Source organism: Paenarthrobacter sp. TA1.8 (assembly GCF_048595705.1).
Lineage (GTDB): Bacteria > Actinomycetota > Actinomycetes > Actinomycetales > Micrococcaceae > Arthrobacter > Arthrobacter nitroguajacolicus.
The window spans coordinates 3168209-3186673 of sequence record NZ_CP184287.1 but is presented as its reverse complement, the minus strand read 5'-3'; the positions used below and the strand labels follow the sequence as shown (position 1 = coordinate 3186673).

Sequence of the window (18465 nt, the reverse complement as noted above, 5' to 3'; positions counted from 1 at the left end):
TCCTAGAGCTTAGCAGTCCCTGCGCCGCAAATGAAAACCCGCCAAAGCAGACGAAAGTCACGGCGCCGGACCAGCAAGCCCGGCCCCGAACTCTTCGAATCAGTAACCCGCAAACGAGTCCACGTGGACCCGACGCGCTCCTGCGCCACGTGCTGCAGCTCGAAGGGAATCCACACTCGCCGGGGAGCCCGAGACAAAGACTTCCCGATCCCCAATGTCCGGAACCAGCTCTTTAAGGCGCGCTGCATCGATTCTGGAGGTACCGGCGTCGACCATGTACTCCGGGGGAGTGGAACCGTCCGCAAGGCGGGCGACGACCTTGGCCCCGGAGGCTTCCAGCTGTTCCACGCAGGCCAGCTCCTCGCGACCTTTCGCGAGGTACACCACCACCGTGTCGCGTGCGGCGTCGTCGGCGGACAGCTGTGACAGGAACGGCGTGATGCCGATTCCTGCGGCGATCAGCAGGACCGGCTTCCCGGCGTCGTGCGGTAAAACAAAGTCTCCACCCACGGCTGTTGCGGAAACGCTGTCCCCGGGTCGAAGAGCAAGCAGTGCCTTCTTCGCTGCAGACAGCGGCTCGGCCGTACCCACGCCGAAGGTAACCTCAGCCGCGCCAGGTGGGCTGGTAATGCTGAAGACGCGGCGACGGCCCTTGCCGTCGGATCCGGAATGCGGCAGGTTGAGCTCCATGAACTGTCCGGGCTCAAAACGCACAGGCCGCTGCGGTTCGAACCTGAATTCAGTACTGGCGGGGGTGAGGGGCCGCGAGCCCTTAAACGTCAGATGGACGCCGCCGCGCTGTCCAAGGAAGAACGCAATGAGGTTGCCCAGCAGCAATGCGAGCTCCGGGGAGTTGGCAATGAAGCCGAAATTATAGGGGACTGCGAAAACGACACCCACGACGGCGGCAAGCGCCAACTGCTGCCAGCGGCGGGGAGGCAGGGTGAGAGGTTCCGAAAGCATGAAGCCGACGAAAAACAGCAACGGCCGTTGGGCCAAGGCCTGCCATAAAGCCTGTCCCAGCGTCATATCGCGGCTCAGCAGCTCCACGGTGATGATGCTTGTGGCAGCCACCAGGAAAACGGTGCCCATCAGCATTTTCCGTGTGCGATACAGGACAATCACCACTCCGGGAACCAGGAGCCAGAGCATGGCCGGGGTGGCGGCCCACCACGTGGCGATATTGAGCCCCGTCAGGCCCGTAATGAACGCACCTGCGGCGGCCGGGTTGAAGATATGACGCCCGCGGAAGGCCAGAGCGTACTTGGACACGCTGGCAAGCACGCAAGCCAAAGCAACGCCCGCCATATCCATCGTTCCAAAGGCGGGCCAGAAGAGGAAATACAGCAGCAGTCCGGTGATCAGTGACGACTCCGTATGCTGCTTGACACCAAAGAGCAAAGCCAGGAGTCGGCCGGAGGCATAGGTTGCGCCCAGGCAGAGCACCAAATGGACCAACATCTCAGGTAAGCCAAAGGTCAGCCATCCCAGGATGTTGAGGACCATGCTGTAGGCCGCCAGTACTCCAAGCACCCAGAGAATCAAGCGGTACATGGTGAAGCGGCCCAACCAGGTGTCCACGCGGGACTTAGCGGCAATCATGTGAACAGTCTCCCCTCAAAACCCTTCGAAAATGCGGCAGCACCGCTCGACGACACCGTAAGCCATGAGAATTCGAATTCCTTCTCCAGCGGAGCAGGTTCCTGCATGAACAATGCCGTGGCCAGGCCGTCCGCCATCAGGGCGCTCGCAGCCATGGTCCAGGTTGCCACTGTGGTGTGTATTGGCTTGCCCGTGGTTCCATCCAGGACATGGTGCAGGCCGTCACCCCACGTGCGACGATTCGAGGCCGAGGCACACAGCGCGAAGTTATCCAGCTCCACCGTGCCTACGGCCTGCCGCGGGTTATAAGGGTGCTCCAACGCAACGGTGACCGGGCGGTTTCCGGAGTGCAGCATGTCGCCGCTGCCGTCCACCAGGAAGTCGGTGCAGCCCGCTTCCCGCAGGACTTCACCCAAGAGGTCCACGAGCTGGCCCTTGCCGGCAGCTCCAATGTCCAAAACCACCGGCTCCTTCACTGTTATCCCGGTTCCTGCCCAATCAAGGACGTCTTCCCAGCGGGGCGGAGGGAGGGGAGTGCCCGACGGTGTGAGGGCATAAGTGGCGCCATAACCCAGCCGCTCCAGGCTGCTGCCGACGAGTGGGGTCATGGCACCACCGGTGAGGCGATACAGCGCGGAATAGACCTCTTGCAGGACGACGGCGTGCCCCGGCAGGGTGATCTTGCCTGCACTACGGGAAAGGCCGGACACCAGAGAATCCGTCCTGAACCGTGACCACGTCTTGTCGTATGCCGCTACTGTTTCAAGCAGTTCGCTTCGGACGGCGGGTACTAAGCTGTCCGGCGTCGAAATCTCCCACTGCGTACCGATCCCTTCGAAGCGGAAGGTGCTCCAGCCAGGGTGGGGCATGGCTGCTACTTGGCCTGGGACTTGATCTGTTCCACGGCTTCGTTGAAGCCACCGGAGGTCAGTGAAGAGCCAGCCACCTTGGAGACGTTGAGCTCATCGATATCCTTGCCCACGATCTGTGCGGCGATGCCACTGGCAAACTCACCCTGGAACTTTTTGGTATTGGGATTGGAGGGGTGGACCGTGATGTTGACCGCAGAAACCTTGTCGGCTGCAAGCGTCAGCTCGACGCCCACCGTCTCCTGGCCATTGGGCGAAGTGTACGTGCCGTCGGAGCTGTAGGTCCCGTCCTTGTAGGTGGAAGCGCCGGTGGAAGCGACAGCTGTTGACGATGACGTGCCCGCTGATGAAGGACTGCTGGAAGCTGCCTGGCCCCCCTCCTGGGTAGCGGGGGCTTGGGTTGAGGGGGCTTCGGTTGTGGGGGCGCAGGCCGCGGCTGTTCCAATGATGGAGAGGCCGGCGAAACCAACGTAGAGGCTCTTGCGGAGTGGCGTAGTCATGGTTCTGCTCGTTTCAACTGGACAAGAATTCGTCAATGGTCATTTACGTCAAGGGATACTGCGCGTACCGGGATGACCAACGAGGCCACCTCCTACGTGTTCACAACGTTGAATTCAGCGTAATGGTTCAGTCTGTGGCGTCGGGCAGCCGCTCCTGTGAGTGGGCTGTGAGCGGATTATCCACATACGAGACCCTCAATTCCGCGACTTTGCGGGCCCCCGGTAGGCTAGGAGAGTGACTCCCGAAGAACTCTCAGCTGCCATATCCGCCTGCCTTAAGGACGCCGTTTCCACCGGCGAAATCGCCCTGACGGAATCTGCCGTGCCCGACGCCGTAAGAGTGGAGCGACCCAAGAACCGGGATCATGGAGACTGGGCCACCAACATTGCCCTGCAACTCTCCAAGCAGGCAGGCATGAATCCCCGCGAATTTGCTGGAATCCTCAGCAACCATCTGCAGGGCATTCCCGGCGTTACCGGAGTGGAAATCGCCGGTCCGGGCTTCCTGAACATCACCGTCGATGCTGCCACAGCCGGCGCGCTCGCCAAGGCCATTGTTGAGGCCGGAACCAGCTATGGCACCAACCAGGCGCTCGCAGGGCGAGTGGTTAATATGGAGTTTGTTTCCGCGAATCCAACCGGTCCGTTGCACATCGGGCACACACGCTGGGCTGCTCTGGGCGATGCCATTGCCCGTGTTCTGCGTGCCTCGGGCGCCAACGTCACCGCCGAGTACTACATCAACGACGCCGGCTCGCAGATGAACGTCTTCGCCAACTCGGTCCTCTCCCGTCTTCACGGACGTGGCGTGCCTGAGGGTGGCTACCCGGGTGAGTACATCCGCGAGCTTGGCGACGAAGTACTGAAGGCCCATCCGGATATCCGCGAGTTGACTGACGAGGCAGCCCTGCCCGTTATCCGCGCCGCTGCGTACCAGGCACAGATGGCAGACATCGAGACCACGTTGGCGGAGTTTGGCGTCGAGTTTGACGTCTTCTTCTCGGAAAAGGAACTGCACGACGCCGGTGCGATCGAATCCGCCGTCGCCCGCCTTCGCGAGCAAGGCCACGTTTTCGACGATGGCGGTGCCGTATGGTTGCGCACCACAGACTTCGGTGACGACAAAGACCGTGTGATGATCCGCGCCAATGGCGAACCTACCTACTTCGCTGCGGACGCCGCGTACTACCTCTCTAAGAAGGACCGCGGCTTCACGGAGAAGATCTACCTGCTCGGCGCGGACCACCACGGATACATCAACCGCTTGAAGGCCATCGCCGCATGCGCGGGAGATGATCCCGAGGTCAACATCGAGGTCCTCATCGGCCAGCTTGTGTCCGTCAATGGCGCCAAGCTTTCCAAGCGTGCCGGTAACATCATCGAGCTCAAGGACCTTATTTCCTGGCTCGGCAAGGATGCCGTCAGGTATTCCCTGGCTCGATTCCCGGCTGACTCACCTCTGACGCTGGATCCGGAACTGCTGAAGAAACACAGCAACGAGAACCCGGTGTTCTACGTGCAATATGCGCACGCCCGCTCCCGCGGCACAGCACGCAATGCTGCGGAGGCCGGCGTGGAGCGTTCCGTCTTTGACGCATCGCTCCTGGACCACGCCACTGAAAACGAGTTGCTCTCCTACCTGGGCAGCTACCCGTCTATTGTGGCGAAGGCCGCCGAACTGCGTGAGCCGCACCGCGTGGCCCGCCACCTCGAAGTCATAGCCGGTGCCTACCACCGCTGGTACGACGCTTGCCGCGTCTCGCCGCAAGGCGATGAACCCGTACAGGACGTTAACCGCACGCGCCTGTGGCTGAATGACGCCACCAGCCAGGTGCTGGCCAACGGACTCGAACTGCTGGGCGTTTCCGCGCCGGAACGGATGTAGGGGAAATGACCATCAACGCTACACACGCTTCTCCGCTCGCACCCGCATGGTTGGCTGTTCCCGAAGACCTCAACGCCTTGCAGGCACCCATGTGGGCTGCCGGGGTTGAGAAGAACGACGCCGGTGAGGTCACCATTGACGGCATGTCCGTCAGTAAGCTCAAGGAACAGTACGGAACTCCGCTGTTCGTGATGAGTGAATCGGACTTCCGGTCCCGTGCACGGGCGTTCAAAGACGCGTTTGATTCCGCCTTCGCCGATATTTGCGGGGGAGTGGACGTCTACTACGCCGGGAAGTCGTTCCTGTGCACTGCAGTAGCCAGTTGGGTTTCCGAGGAAGGCCTTCGCTTGGACACCTGTTCGGGCGGCGAGCTGGCTGTTGCCGCCCGTGCGGGAATCGAAGGGCCCAATCTTGGCCTGCACGGCAACAACAAGTCCGACGCCGAGATCAAGCGCGCGTTGGATATGAAGGTCGGCCGAATCGTGGTGGACAGCCTCGATGAACTGGAGCGGGTGGCCAAGATTGCCTCCAGCCGTGGCGAAACTGCCAAGGTCATGCTCCGGCTGACCCCCGGCGTACACGCCCACACCCATGAGTTCATTGCCACGGCACACGAGGACCAGAAGTTTGGCCTCTCCATGGCCGGAGACACCACCGATGAAGCAGGCCTGTCAGCAGCCGAGGAAGCGGTGGCTGCAGCAACCTCCTACGCCAGCATCGAGCTCTTGGGCCTGCACTGCCATATCGGCTCACAGATCTTTGAGCCCGACGGCTTTGCCCTTGCAGCGGAGAAGCTGCTGGGCTTCCTGGCTTCCATGCAGGCCAAGTACTCCATCGTCATGCCCGAACTGGACCTGGGCGGCGGCTACGGAATCGCCTACACCCCGGTGGATACACCCCGGCCGCCAGCCGAAATTGCGCAGGCGATGGCCGCCGTCGTGCGTTCCAAGTGCGCGGAACTGGACATCACTCCACCGCGTATCTCGATTGAACCCGGACGCGCCATCGTGGGCAGCACTACGTTCACGCTCTACGAAGTCGGAACGCTCAAAACCGTTCGTGTTGACGCTACTGAGGGGGAAGACGGGGACAACAACGTTACGTATCCCCGCCGCTATGTGTCGGTGGACGGCGGGATGAGCGACAACGCGCGCCCGGTGCTTTACGACGCGGATTATTCGGCAATTTTGGCTTCCCGGAACTCTTCGGCGGATCCTCAGCTGTCCCGCGTAGTGGGCAAACATTGCGAGAGCGGCGACATAGTTGTTAGAGATGTATATCTGCCCGCGGACGTGGCAGCCGGTGATTTGCTCGCAGTACCGGGTACCGGCGCCTACTGCTGGGCCCTCTCCAGCAACTACAACTACCTGGCCAGGCCTGGCGTTGTCGCAGTACGCGACGGAGCCGCCCGGCTGATTGTCCGCGGGGAAACCGAAGAAGATCTCTTGAACCGCGACATGGGAGTGGCGAATGTCTGAAGTGCAAACCTTGAAGGTGGCCCTGCTGGGCTGTGGCAACGTTGGGGCCCAGGTTGCGCGGATTCTGATTGACGACGCCGAGGCCCTCGCAGCCCGCAGCGGAGCCCGCTTGGAACTTGCCGGCATCGCCGTGCGCAATATCGACTCCCCACGCGACGTCGAACTGCCGCGCGAACTATTCACCACGGATGCCGAAACCTTGGTGAAGGACGCAGACCTCGTCATTGAACTCATGGGCGGCATCGAGCCTGCCCGTTCGCTGATCCTGACGGCCATCCAGAACGGCGCATGCGTTGTCACCGGCAACAAGGCACTGCTCGCACAGGACGGCCCCACACTCTACGAAGAGGCAGACAAGGCCGGCGTCCAGCTGTCCTACGAGGCCGCCGTTGCCGGTGCGATCCCCATCCTGCGCCCTATCCGCGACAGCCTGTCCGGCGACCGCATCACCCGCGTCCTGGGCATCGTTAACGGCACCACCAACTTCATCCTTGACCAGATGGACACCACCGGTGCGCAGTTCTCCGACGCCTTGGCCGAAGCCCAGCGCCTTGGCTACGCGGAAGCCGACCCCACAGCCGATGTCGAAGGTCACGACGCTGCAGCGAAGGCTGCGATCCTTGCATCGTTGTCCTTCCACACGCGCTTCTCCCTGGACGATGTCTATTGCGAAGGCATCACCAAGGTCAGCGCTGCGGACATTGCCTCCGCCAAGGAAGCCGGCTTTGTCATCAAGTTGCTCGCAATCGCCGAGAAGATCGACTCATCGGACAACGGCAGCGGCATTTCTGTGCGCGTCCACCCCACGCTCCTGCCGCGCGAACACCCGTTGGCTGCTGTCCGTGGTGCCTTCAACGCCGTCTTCATCGAAGCGGAGAACGCCGGCGAACTAATGTTCTATGGCCAAGGTGCAGGTGGAACGCCCACCGCATCCGCTGTGCTGGGTGACCTCGTGTCTGCCGCGCGGCGTTTGGTCCTGGGCGGCCCGGGCCGGACGGAGACCACCACTGGCCACGTCCCGGCGCTGGCCATCGATGCGTCCACCACGAGCTATTACATCGGCCTGGACGTCGCTGACCAAGCCGGCGTTCTGGCCCGGATCGCGCACATCTTTGCGGAGAACGGCGTTTCCATCGAAATAATGCGCCAAACGATCCACCGCGACTCTGCCTCGAACGTTGAGTCGGCCGAGCTGAAAATCGTGACGCACCGTGCATCCGAAGCTGCACTCGCGGCAACCGTCGAGGCCGTGAAGGGCCTGGACGTCATCAATTCTGTAACATCCGTACTCCGGGTAGAAGGGGTCTAAGTGGCTCACCAATGGCGCGGAGTAATCCGCGAATACGCTGATCGTTTGCCTGTAACGGAAGCCACCAAGGTCATCACCCTGGGCGAGGGCGGCACGCCTCTGGTCCACGCGCAGAAGCTTTCAGAGCTGACCGGCTCCGAGGTTTACCTTAAGGTCGAAGGCATGAACCCCACGGGTTCGTTCAAGGACCGTGGCATGACAATGGCCATGACGGCTGCTGTGGAGGCCGGTGCGAAGGCCGTGGTTTGCGCCTCCACCGGCAACACCTCCGCCTCTGCTGCTGCGTACGCGACGGCCGCAGGCCTCAAGTGCGCGGTGCTGGTACCTGAAGGCAAGATCTCCATGGGCAAGCTGAGCCAGGCCATCGCCCACGGTGCCACCCTGCTCCAGGTTGACGGTAACTTCGACAACTGCCTGGACATTGCTCGGAAGCTCGGCGAAGCCTACCCGGTGTTCCTGGTGAACTCAGTCAACCCGGCGCGCATCCAGGGCCAGAAGACCGGCGCCTTCGAAGTTGTGGACACGCTGGGCGACGCCCCCGACATCCACGTATTGCCAGTGGGCAACGCAGGCAACATCAGCGCCTACTGGAAGGGCTACAAGGAGTATTCCGCGCCGTTCGAGACGGCTAACGGAACACTTCCGGCTGTTTCCACCAAGACGCCCGTCATGTGGGGCTTCCAAGCTGCAGGTGCCGCACCGTTCGTTGCAGGGCATCCCATCACCGAGCCCGACACGATCGCCACTGCCATCCGCATCGGCAATCCGGCCTCGTGGGAGACCGCCGTTGCGGCCCGTGACGAATCGGGTGGATTGATTGAGGCTGTGACCGATGACGAGATCCTGGCCGCCCACCGCTGGCTTTCCGCAAAGGAAGGCGTGTTCGTAGAGCCCGGTTCCGCTGCCGGTGTCGCGGGCTTGATCAAGAAGCACGCTGCAGGCGAGGTTCCGTCCGGCAAAACCATCGTCATCACGGTCACCGGGCACGGGCTCAAGGACCCGCAGTGGGCCCTCCGCACTGAGGACGGCAGCGATGTCCAGCCCGTCAAGGTGCCGAACGATGTCGTCACCGTTGCCGCAGAACTGGGACTGGAAGAAAACTAAGAGTGGAATCAACGCAGCCCACCGCGACCGATCGCGCACTTGTCGCGGCAGGTCAGCGGCTGACCGTCAAGGTCCCCGGTACGAGTGCCAACCTGGGACCCGGTTACGACAGCCTCGGCTTGGCCTTGTCGATTTACGACACCTTGACGGTGGAAACCCTCAGTACCGGAGAGCTCGAGTTCGAGCTCTCCGGTGAGGGCGCTGACTCCCTCCCACGTGACGCCAGCCATCTGGTTGTTCGTGCCATTGACCTTGCGCTGAATCGGCTTGGATTCCGGCACTCAGGTCTGAAGATCATTGCGGACAACGTCAATCCACATGGCCGGGGGCTGGGGTCTTCAGCCTCGGCTGTGGTTGCCGCCGTATCTGCCGCCAACGCATTGGTCCCTGCCGAATTCCGGCAGGACCGCGATTGGATCCTGCAGTTGACCAGCGAGATGGAAGGCCACCCGGACAACGTCGCACCCGCCATTTTCGGCGGACTGGCGCTGTCGTGGCAGGACAGCGAGCAGTACAGCACCACACGCGCTGACGTCGCACGGTCGGTGGTCCCCGTGGTGGCAGTCCCGGACTACGAACTGTCAACGGAGACTGCACGCGGATTGCTTCCGGCATCCGTTGGACATCACGCGGCAGCAATGAATTCCGGACGTGCAGCCTTGTTGATTCACGCACTCACCGCGGATCCCACGTTGCTGTTGCCCGGCACGGAAGACTATCTCCACCAGAGCTATCGCGCTCAGGCAATGCGCCCCAGTGCCGACCTCATCGCTGCTCTTCGGTCGGCCGGCCATGCAGCGGTTGTCTCCGGTGCAGGCCCCACCGTGATGGTGCTGGCCAATGGCGCTGAGGAAGCAGTAAGTGTCGCCGGATTCATCGGCACATTCACGGCGGACAACACACCCGACGTCGGTTGGCGCGTGATGACGCTGGCTGTGGACGATCAAGGTGCTAGAGTGGAAGTGCACCGCCGGTAAAGCCGCGGGCAGTTCCCTGATTTTGGATCTCGGTGTTTTGCCGTACCTTTCGTCAACTGTGCCAACGTTGGTGGTGTCGTCTCTTTCCGGCCTGTCTCAGGTGCCGCAGAAATCTCTCTGTTTCCTGAATCTACGCCGGCTGTCCGGGCAACTGGATCCAGTGATGACGATCAGTATCCGGCCCTGTTGGCCACAATCCATCAGGCACGGCCCAAATCACCGGCTGCAGATCTGAACTGCAGCCCAGAACAAATCATCGCGTCCAGCTCTCGCTCTGGACGCCGTCGAGGGGGAAGGATCCTTCGTGACAGAAACCACTGAGCTGGCTTCAGCTGTGGACACAACATCTTCTGCTGCTGAGTCGTCAACTGCAGCAACCACCAAGAGCAGCGGCCTCGCAGGCCTTAAGCTCGCCCAGCTCCAGGCTCTCGCGAGCCAGCTGGGCATTTCCGGGGGATCCCGTATGCGCAAGGGGGATTTGGTCACGGCCATCTCCGCCCACCGTGCCGGCACCTCAACTACCAAGGCGCCCGCCAAGGCCAGCACGGCGAAAGCAACTGCGGCCAAGGAAGCCCGGGCTGCAGAGCCGAAGGCCGCTGCTGAAAGCAGCGCACCTGCTGATGCAGCTGTCGAGGCCCCGGCCCAGGAAGCACCCCGCGGTCGTGGTCGTGGTCGCAGCCGTCGGGCTACAAGTGACGGAGTAGTAGCAGCCGCTGAAGCCGCTGCTGCGCCTGCCGAGACCACAGCCGCACCGGCTGTTGAAGCTCCGGCGGCCGTCGAGACCGGCGAGGCCGCAACTGAGCGTCGCCAGCCGCGAACGCGTAACCGCCGCCGTGGCGAAGCTGCCGCGGCACCTGCCGAAGCAGCAGAAGCGCCAGCAGCCGAGCAGCGTACGGAACAGCGTGAGCAGCGTGCTGATCGCACCGAGCAGCGTGCCGACCGTACGGAACAGCGTGAGCAGCGTGCCGACCGTACGGAACAGCGTGAGCAGCGTGCTGACCGCACGGAACAGCGTGAGCAGCGCGAACAGTCTGACTCGGGCGACCAGCAGCGCGAACGTCGCGACAACACCCGCGGACGCCGTGAAGACAACAACGACGGCGACGACACCGGCAACCGCCGCAACCGCCGCAACCGTCGTGACCGCAACGAACAGAACGACCGGAGCGACCGCCGTGGCGGTCAGGACAGCCGTGATGGAAACACCCGCAGCGACCGCTTCCGCGACCGCAACGAGCGCCGCCGTGGCCGCGCGCAGGGACCGGACGTTGACGACGTCGAGGTCACGGAGGACGACGTCCTTCTTCCTGTAGCCGGCATCCTGGACGTTCTGGAGAACTACGCGTTCATTCGGACCTCCGGATACCTCCCCGGTGCAAACGACGTCTACGTTTCCCTGGCACAGGTCAAGAAGTACAACCTTCGCAAGGGCGACGCCGTCGTCGGGGCCATCCGGGCACCGCGGGACGGTGAAGACCGCAGCCAGCAGTCTGCCCGCCAGAAGTTCAACGCGCTCGTCCGCGTCACCTCGGTCAACGGCAAGACGCCGGAAGAACTCAAGGATCGCGTCGAGTTCGCCAAGCTCGTACCGCTGTACCCGTCCGAGCGCCTGCGCCTCGAGACGGATCCCAAGAAGATCGGTCCGCGTGTCATCGACCTCGTGGCCCCGATCGGCAAGGGCCAGCGTGGCCTGATCGTCTCCCCGCCGAAGGCCGGCAAGACGCTCATCCTGCAGTCCATCGCGAACGCGATCACCACCAACAACCCTGAGGTTCACCTCATGATGGTGCTGGTGGACGAACGTCCCGAAGAAGTCACGGACATGCAGCGCACCGTCAAGGGTGAGGTCATCGCCTCCACCTTCGACCGTCCCGCAGACGACCACACCACCGTTGCCGAGCTCTCCATTGAACGCGCCAAGCGCCTCGTGGAAATGGGCATGGATGTGGTGGTCCTCCTGGACTCAATGACCCGTCTGGGCCGCGCCTACAACCTGGCCGCACCGGCCTCAGGCCGCATCCTGTCCGGTGGCGTGGACTCCGCAGCTCTGTACCCGCCCAAGCGCTTCTTCGGTGCAGCCCGTAACATCGAAAACGGTGGCTCGCTCACCATCCTTGCAACCGCGCTCGTCGAGACCGGCTCCAAGATGGACGAAGTCATCTTCGAAGAGTTCAAGGGCACCGGCAACATGGAGCTCCGCCTGTCCCGCCAGTTGGCAGACAAGCGCATCTTCCCGGCAGTGGACGTCAACGCGTCCGGTACGCGCCGCGAAGAGAACCTGCTCTCGCCTGAAGAAGTCAAGATCATGTGGAAGCTGCGCCGCGTCCTTTCCGGCCTGGAGCAGCAGCAGAGCCTTGAGCTGCTGACCAACAAGATCCGGGAGACGCAGAGCAACGTCGAGTTCCTCATGCAGGTTCAGAAGACGACGCTCGGAGCGAAGTCGGACAACGACAAATAGCTGTAATCGGGGCGGGGTGTCGGGTGTTTGTGCGGTTGGTGCCGCGCGGATTTCCCGCCCCCGCCCCTTCGCGTGGCGGCTCTGTCCTAACGGACCTGAGCCGCCACGCTTCGGCAGGCCCGATGCCACTCCCGGGGCGGGAAATCCGCGCGGCCGGCGCCCGGCTCACCTAACGCCGGGCCTGACGGGGAACGGATTTCTGCACCCGACTAACATAGGGTGCGACACGAAAGAGGTTTGAAAATGTTTGAGTCCGTACAGGGATTGCTGGATGAGCATGCTGCTATTCAGGCGCAGTTGAGTGATCCTGCCGTTTATGCCGATCAGTCTGCTGCCCGGAAGTTGGGGCGTCGGTCTGCTCAGCTCCAGGGCATTGTGGAGGCGTACAACAAATGGCGCGGGCTCAATGATGATCTGGAAGCTGCCAAAGAGATGGCAGACGAAGATCCCGAATTCGCTGCAGAAGTTGTGCAGTTGGAGGAGCAGATTCCTGCGGCACAGGAGCGGCTGCGCCGTCTGCTGATCCCTCGTGATCCGGACGACGCCCGCAACGTGATTCTCGAAGTCAAGGGCGGCGAAGGTGGCGACGAAGCTGCACTGTTCGCTGGCGACCTTCTGCGGATGTACATGCGATACGCCGAGTCGCGGGGCTGGAAGACTGAAATGATCTCCGCCACCGAATCCGATCTTGGTGGATACAAAGACGTCGCCGTGGCCATTAAGGGCAATTCGAACGACCCCGCACAGGGCGTTTTTGCCCGCTTGAAATTTGAAGGCGGCGTGCACCGCGTCCAGCGGGTTCCTGTGACTGAGTCGCAGGGCCGCATCCACACGTCGGCTGCCGGCGTGCTGGTGCTCCCCGAAGTTGATGAGCCCGAAGAACTTGAGATTAACCAGAACGACCTCAAGATCGATGTTTACCGTTCATCCGGACCGGGTGGCCAGTCCGTGAACACCACCGACTCCGCCGTCCGCATTACCCACTTGCCTACGGGCATTGTTGTGGCAATGCAAAACGAAAAATCGCAGCTGCAGAACCGTGAAGCCGGTATGCGCGTTCTCCGCGCGCGCCTTCTGGCCCACCAGCAGGAACAAATTGATGCTGCCAACTCTGAACAGCGCAAGTCCCAGATCCGCACCATGGACCGTTCAGAGCGCATCCGCACATACAACTTCCCGGAAAACCGTATTGCGGACCACCGCACCGGCTACAAGGCCTACAACCTCGATGCCGTCATGAACGGCGATCTTGAACCCGTGATCCAGTCAGCCATTGAAGCTGACGAGCAGGCACGCCTGGACGCCATCGGCGAATAGCGCTGCCGGACAACAACCACAGCAGAGTTCATCCATGACGTTTTACCAAGGCCAGAGCCTCGCGGACGCTGTTCGCGAGGCTACTGCCGTCTTATCCGACGCCGGTGTGCCCAGCCCGCGTGTCGACGCTGAGTTGCTTGCCGAACACTTGCTCGGTGTCGGCCTTGGCCGCCTACGCGCCATGATGCTCGGCGACACACCAGCTCCCGACGGCTACCGGGAACTGGTGGAGGAGCGCGCCGGACGGGTCCCGCTGCAGCACATCACCGGCGTCGCGTATTTCCGTCACTTGGCGTTGCGTGTAGGTCCCGGCGTCTTCATTCCGCGTCCTGAAACGGAATCGGTAGTGCAATTGGTCATTGACCACCTCGCTGGAATGCCGAAACCCAAGGTGGTGGACCTCGGCACAGGATCCGGTGCAATTGCCGGTTCCATCGCCCATGAGGTTCCGGGCGCTGAGGTTCATGCCGTGGAATACAGTACGTTCGCGCATGCCTGGGCGGCCAGGAACCTGGAACCCTTGGGGGTCATGCTCATTGAAGGCGATCTGCGGGATGCGCTCCCTGAGCACAACGGAACTTTCGACGTCGTCGTATCCAACCCTCCGTACATCCCGGCCGAAGCGATCCCCACGGAGCCGGAAGTCGCCCTCCACGATCCGCCGGAGGCACTGTACGGTGGGGGATCGGACGGCATGGAACTTCCGACGGCGGCAGCGGCCTCAGCGGCCCGCCTCCTTAAACCCGGTGGTTACTTCGTGATGGAACATGCGGAAGTCCAAGCGGCCTGGATCGCCGGCATGCTGCAACGAACGGGGCGTTGGAAAGACGTCACCACGCACTGTGACCTGAACGGCAAGGAACGTGCCACCAGTGCCGTCCTGGCAAGCCCGTCTCCCGATGAGTGAAAGAATAGCGCTGTGACCACAACCTATAACTGCACTTCCGATGACCAGCGGACTGAAGGCCTTCAGCATGCCCAGCGCGCCATCAGTGAAAAGAAGTGCATCGTGATGCCAACGGACACCGTCTACGGCATTGCCGCTGATGCCTTTTCGCCGTTGGCCGTGACCATGTTGCTGGCCTCCAAGGGGCGTAGCCGGCAGATGCCCCCTCCGGTCCTGATACCCCGGGTCAATGCCCTGGACGGGCTGGCCACCGATGTCCCTGCCGATGCCAGGGCGCTGGCGCAGGCCTTCTGGCCTGGTGGCCTGACACTGATCCTGCATGCACAGCCGTCCTTGGACTGGGACCTCGGCGAAACCAAGGGCACCGTCGCCCTCAGGATGCCCGATGACCAGATCGCCCTGGAACTCCTGGGGCTCACAGGTCCGTTGGCCGTTTCCTCCGCCAACAGGACTGGCCAGGAAGCCGCACAGACGGCCTCGGAAGCACGACTCCAACTGGCAGAGTCCGTAGAGGTCTACCTCGAGGGCGGTTTCCGTCCCGTCAAGGGGACTGCTGCCCTGCCCTCCACGATTGTGGATGCCACTTCCACGCCGTTCCGGGTAGTGCGCCAAGGAGCCATCGAGCTGGAGCGACTCCGCGAGATCGTTCCCTCGATTCTGGGCATCGGTGAAACCATTCCTGCGGAGGTGCCTCCTGTGGAAGACGCGACCCCAGCAGCGGATGACGCGCCGATCGAAGTAACGGAAACGGCCGCCTTCGTGGATTCAACCCAAGAATCAGTGAAACCAGGGGCCCCGAGCGAAGCCAAACCCGAATGATTCCGGAGCGCCAACGCGTCCCCGTCTTCGACGTCGACGCCACTCCCATGCGCGTCAACGAGCTAATTGAAGCGATGGCCGGACTCATCGCAGCCGGAACAACCGCCACCGCCCTTGGACATAATCTTCACAGCATCACGCTGCTTCATTCGCGCCCGGATGTCCGTTCCTTATACGAGGACAGCTCGATCGTCCTACTGGATGGTGCTCCCGTTGCGATGCTTTGGGGACTCGCCCACAAACGTCAACTCCAGGCGCTGGGTGAGGGACCCATGGCCTACCGGCTCGGTTCCATGGATTGGATCCCGGAGCTCGGAAAGGTCAACGGTCTGGAGCGTGTAGCCGTGGTTGGCGCCGGACGGGCGGCCAATACGAAGGCGGTCGCCCGGCTGCGCTCCATCATCCCCGGTGCAACGGTGGATGGAATGCCCGGTGAGGGTTGGGACAGCACCCTGGAGGACGCGGTGGTGAACTGGCTGACGGAATTTCGTCCGCAACTGGTCCTGTTCGGACTTGGGATGCCGCTGCAGGAAACAGTCCTGCACCGCCGGCTCGCAGAGTTGCCGCCTGCCCTCTATTGCGCCGTCGGCGGTGCCATTGAACAGGTCGCTGGCATCCAAAAACTAGCGCCACGTTGGCTCGGCCGCTTGGGGCTCGAATGGGCCTGGCGGTTGGTCCTTCACCCCGGCCGTGTGGCCTACAGAGTTTTCGTTGAACCTTGGAAGCTGGCAGGCCTGCTGATTCGGCGCCGTTTCCAACCATCCAAGACCAAAGGCAAGTAAATGACGTCCCACCCTGTCGTGGTCGCTGTTGTGGTGACCTATAACCGGCGTGAACTCCTCCAGACGACCTTGGAAGGCATTGTTGCAGGTACCCGGGTACCGGACGCCGTGGTCATCGTGGACAATGCCTCCACGGATGGGACCGCAGAGTTCCTCCAGCAGTATCAAAGCCCGGTGACCATTGATGTGGTCTCGTTGAACACGAATGTGGGCGGTGCCGGTGGGTTCGTTGTCGGTATGGAACGGGCCGTGCTGGACCACGGTGCCGACCACGTATGGATCATGGACGACGACACGGAACCGCAGGCGAATGCCCTTCGCGAAGCATTGGAGGTCTCGGAATCCTACCAACAGGAAACGGGCGAGGCCCCGGCCTTCATCGCAAGCCGTGTTGTGTGGACTGATGGCCGTGACCACCCAATGAACGGTATGCGTCCGCGGATGGGAGCGAGCGAGGACCAACGCAGCGTTGCTGCCCGTCTGGGCGCCACCCAGATTCGGAGTGCTTCCTTCGTGTCGGTGCTGATACGCGCTGGAGAGATCAAGCAGCATGGCCTGCCGATTGCGGACTATTTCATCTGGAACGATGACCTTGAGTACACCGCGAGGATTTCCCGCCACGGTACCGCTTTGACTACCAACGCATCGGTGGCCAACCACCACACGAAAGTATTTGGTGATGCGGGAGCGGATCCCGGCCCGCGCTTCTATTATGAAGTGCGGAACAAGCTCTGGGTTTATACCCGATCGAACGCCTTGGCGCCGTGGGAAAAGGTCCTGTTTACCGGCGCTTCGCTGCGCAATTGGACCCGCACCATGGCCGCCTCTCCGAACCGCAAAGTGCTTTTGGCCGGGCTCTTGAAAGGCCTGCGCCACAGCCTGAAAGCTCCGCGGTCCAACGCCCAGGTGCTCGATGGGATCTACGCATTGCGTAACGTCCAGGGGCCCGTCAGGTAGAAGCTACGCCGCTTGAGTTCCCAGCTGAACACGCTGGGGCTTGGTGGCTGCATCACAGGGTGGTCACGGCCATTGGCATTAGTATCGTGACTAGAGTCCACAGTAATCCCGCAACATTCGGCACAGCCGGTGCAGGCATGGCGACGGAGTAGTTCCATTTATCCAAAGACAGAATTCCACACCTTGAGCTGCCCACAACCAGACGGCAATCAAACCCGCCGGCTGCATTCGATGATTCATTCTTCCGGTGTGGTGTGCAGGCTGCTGTCCGGGGCCGCGTCATGATCATGTACATGCTGATGGCCCTTACAGCGGCCGTTGTGTCGTACGCGGGGACGTGGGGTGCACGCGTCGTGGGAAACAAGCTGCGCTTATACCAACCCATCCGAAGCCGCGACATGCATTCAGCCCTGATCTCCAAACTCGGGGGACTGGGCATCTTTGTGGGCTTCTTCGCTGCGTTGGTGGTCGCGAGCAATTCCTTCTTCGTCAAGGACATCTTCAGGCACAACGATGCCCCTTGGGGCATCCTCGCTGGTGCCGTTGTGATTGTCGCGGTGGGGGTCGCGGACGACATCCTGGACATCCGTTGGTGGATCAAGCTCCTGGGCCAGGCCGCAGCCGCCTTCATCGTGGCTATCTGGGGTGTGCGGATGTCTGTGGTGCCCTTTATTCCCGAACCGATCTTCCTTGAGTCCGAAGTCGTGCAGATTGTGCTCACCGCAGGGCTCATTGTCACCACCATGAATGCCGTCAACTTCATTGACGGACTGGACGGTTTGGCAGCAGGAGTCGCCATCATTGGTGGGGGAGCGTTCTTCCTCACCGCCTATTGGGTTCACAGGAACAACCCATCCACTGACAACTCAGACCTCGCAACACTCCTGATGGCCATCCTCGTGGGCAGCTGCATCGGGTTCCTGCCGCACAACTGGTTTCCGGCAAAGATCTTCATGGGCGATTCGGGAGCCATGCTTATTGGTTTGCTGATGGCTTCCGCCGGCGTCGTGGCCACGGGGCAGATCGGCTCCGGTCTCTACGACCGCGCCAACGGTATCCCCACCATCGTTCCCATCCTGCTGCCCTTCGCGGTGTTGTCCCTTCCCCTTCTTGATTTGGGGATGGCCGTTGTCCGCAGGACAGCCAGGGGCCAATCGCCGTGGTCGGCTGACCGCGGGCACCTCCACCACAAGCTGGTGGACCTTGGATACTCGCACCGCAGCGCCGTCGTCATGCTCTATGTGTGGACGTGCATTCTTGCCTTCGGTGGCGTCGCCTTTGCCGTGTTCCCCTGGCAAATCGTGCTCATCGTCATCATTGTGGCAGCGCTCGTCATGGCCGCTGTGACGGCATGGCCCTACTTCACCCGGAACTCGCCGCGGCCGGGGGAGTAGTTGTGACGGCTGGTTATGGTCACAGTTCTATCTCATGTAGAATTCTTTCTGCGGACAGTCACTCGCCCGTAACCCCACTTTGAGAATATGGCACCTGTGCCACGAGG

15 protein-coding genes are annotated in these 18465 nt (G+C 62.0%); 12 read left to right on the top strand and 3 right to left on the bottom strand.

The window, feature by feature from the left end:
- Nucleotides 1-99: 99 nt before the first annotated feature.
- From ACNAOT_RS14820 to ACNAOT_RS14810, 3 genes are read right to left on the bottom strand one after another with little or no spacing between them, the layout of a single operon-like run.
- Complete coding sequence (locus tag ACNAOT_RS14820; RefSeq protein WP_420178420.1) at nt 100-1602, bottom strand: FAD-dependent oxidoreductase; 1503 nt, start codon at nt 1600-1602, stop codon at nt 100-102.
- The gene (locus tag ACNAOT_RS14815) at nt 1599-2471 is read right to left on the bottom strand and encodes an FAD:protein FMN transferase (protein WP_420178419.1); all 873 of its coding nucleotides are present in this window, start codon (nt 2469-2471) and stop codon (nt 1599-1601) included. The genes ACNAOT_RS14820 and ACNAOT_RS14815 overlap by 4 nt, the downstream gene beginning before the upstream one ends.
- Nucleotides 2472-2476: 5 nt before the next feature.
- Entirely contained in the window at nt 2477-2971 is a 495-nt protein-coding gene (locus ACNAOT_RS14810) for a hypothetical protein (protein WP_420178418.1), read from the bottom strand.
- A gap of 235 nt (nt 2972-3206) precedes the next feature.
- Between ACNAOT_RS14810 and argS the strand changes: the two genes are divergently transcribed.
- The 12 genes from argS (at nt 3207) to ACNAOT_RS14750 (ending at nt 18358) form a co-directional block, all read left to right on the top strand.
- Nucleotides 3207-4856, top strand: coding sequence for an arginine--tRNA ligase (gene argS / locus ACNAOT_RS14805; protein WP_420178417.1), 1650 nt, complete (start codon nt 3207-3209; stop codon nt 4854-4856).
- A gap of 5 nt (nt 4857-4861) precedes the next feature.
- A complete protein-coding gene (gene lysA / locus ACNAOT_RS14800; RefSeq protein WP_420178416.1) occupies nt 4862-6334 on the top strand; it encodes a diaminopimelate decarboxylase in 1473 nt (490 codons plus the stop codon).
- Nucleotides 6327-7643, top strand: a complete 1317-nt coding sequence (locus ACNAOT_RS14795) for a homoserine dehydrogenase (RefSeq protein ID WP_091468423.1) — start codon at nt 6327-6329, stop codon at nt 7641-7643. Before lysA ends, ACNAOT_RS14795 begins: the two co-directional genes overlap by 8 nt.
- Nucleotides 7644-8747: a threonine synthase gene (gene thrC, locus ACNAOT_RS14790; protein WP_091468420.1), complete on the top strand. Its 1104-nt coding sequence runs from the start codon at nt 7644-7646 to the stop codon at nt 8745-8747.
- A 2-nt stretch (nt 8748-8749) separates the two neighbouring features.
- Nucleotides 8750-9724, top strand: coding sequence for a homoserine kinase (gene thrB, locus ACNAOT_RS14785; RefSeq protein ID WP_420178415.1), 975 nt, complete (start codon nt 8750-8752; stop codon nt 9722-9724).
- A 304-nt stretch (nt 9725-10028) separates the two neighbouring features.
- Nucleotides 10029-12182, top strand: coding sequence for a transcription termination factor Rho (rho, locus tag ACNAOT_RS14780; protein ID WP_420178414.1), 2154 nt, complete (start codon nt 10029-10031; stop codon nt 12180-12182).
- Nucleotides 12183-12425: 243 nt separating this feature from the next.
- A complete protein-coding gene (gene prfA, locus ACNAOT_RS14775; RefSeq protein WP_014922181.1) occupies nt 12426-13499 on the top strand; it encodes a peptide chain release factor 1 in 1074 nt (357 codons plus the stop codon).
- A gap of 34 nt (nt 13500-13533) precedes the next feature.
- Nucleotides 13534-14406, top strand: coding sequence for a peptide chain release factor N(5)-glutamine methyltransferase (gene prmC, locus ACNAOT_RS14770; RefSeq protein ID WP_420178413.1), 873 nt, complete (start codon nt 13534-13536; stop codon nt 14404-14406).
- Between the two features lie 12 nt (nt 14407-14418).
- Nucleotides 14419-15225, top strand: coding sequence for an L-threonylcarbamoyladenylate synthase (locus ACNAOT_RS14765; protein ID WP_420178412.1), 807 nt, complete (start codon nt 14419-14421; stop codon nt 15223-15225).
- Nucleotides 15222-16007 carry a WecB/TagA/CpsF family glycosyltransferase gene (locus ACNAOT_RS14760; RefSeq protein ID WP_420178411.1) on the top strand — a complete coding sequence of 262 codons (786 nt, stop codon included), beginning with the start codon at nt 15222-15224 and terminating at the stop codon, nt 16005-16007. The genes ACNAOT_RS14765 and ACNAOT_RS14760 overlap by 4 nt, the downstream gene beginning before the upstream one ends.
- Nucleotides 16008-16964, top strand: coding sequence for a glycosyltransferase (locus tag ACNAOT_RS14755; RefSeq protein ID WP_420178410.1), 957 nt, complete (start codon nt 16008-16010; stop codon nt 16962-16964).
- A gap of 281 nt (nt 16965-17245) precedes the next feature.
- Entirely contained in the window at nt 17246-18358 is a 1113-nt protein-coding gene (locus tag ACNAOT_RS14750; protein WP_091468403.1) for an MraY family glycosyltransferase, read from the top strand.
- Nucleotides 18359-18465: the final 107 nt, after the last annotated feature.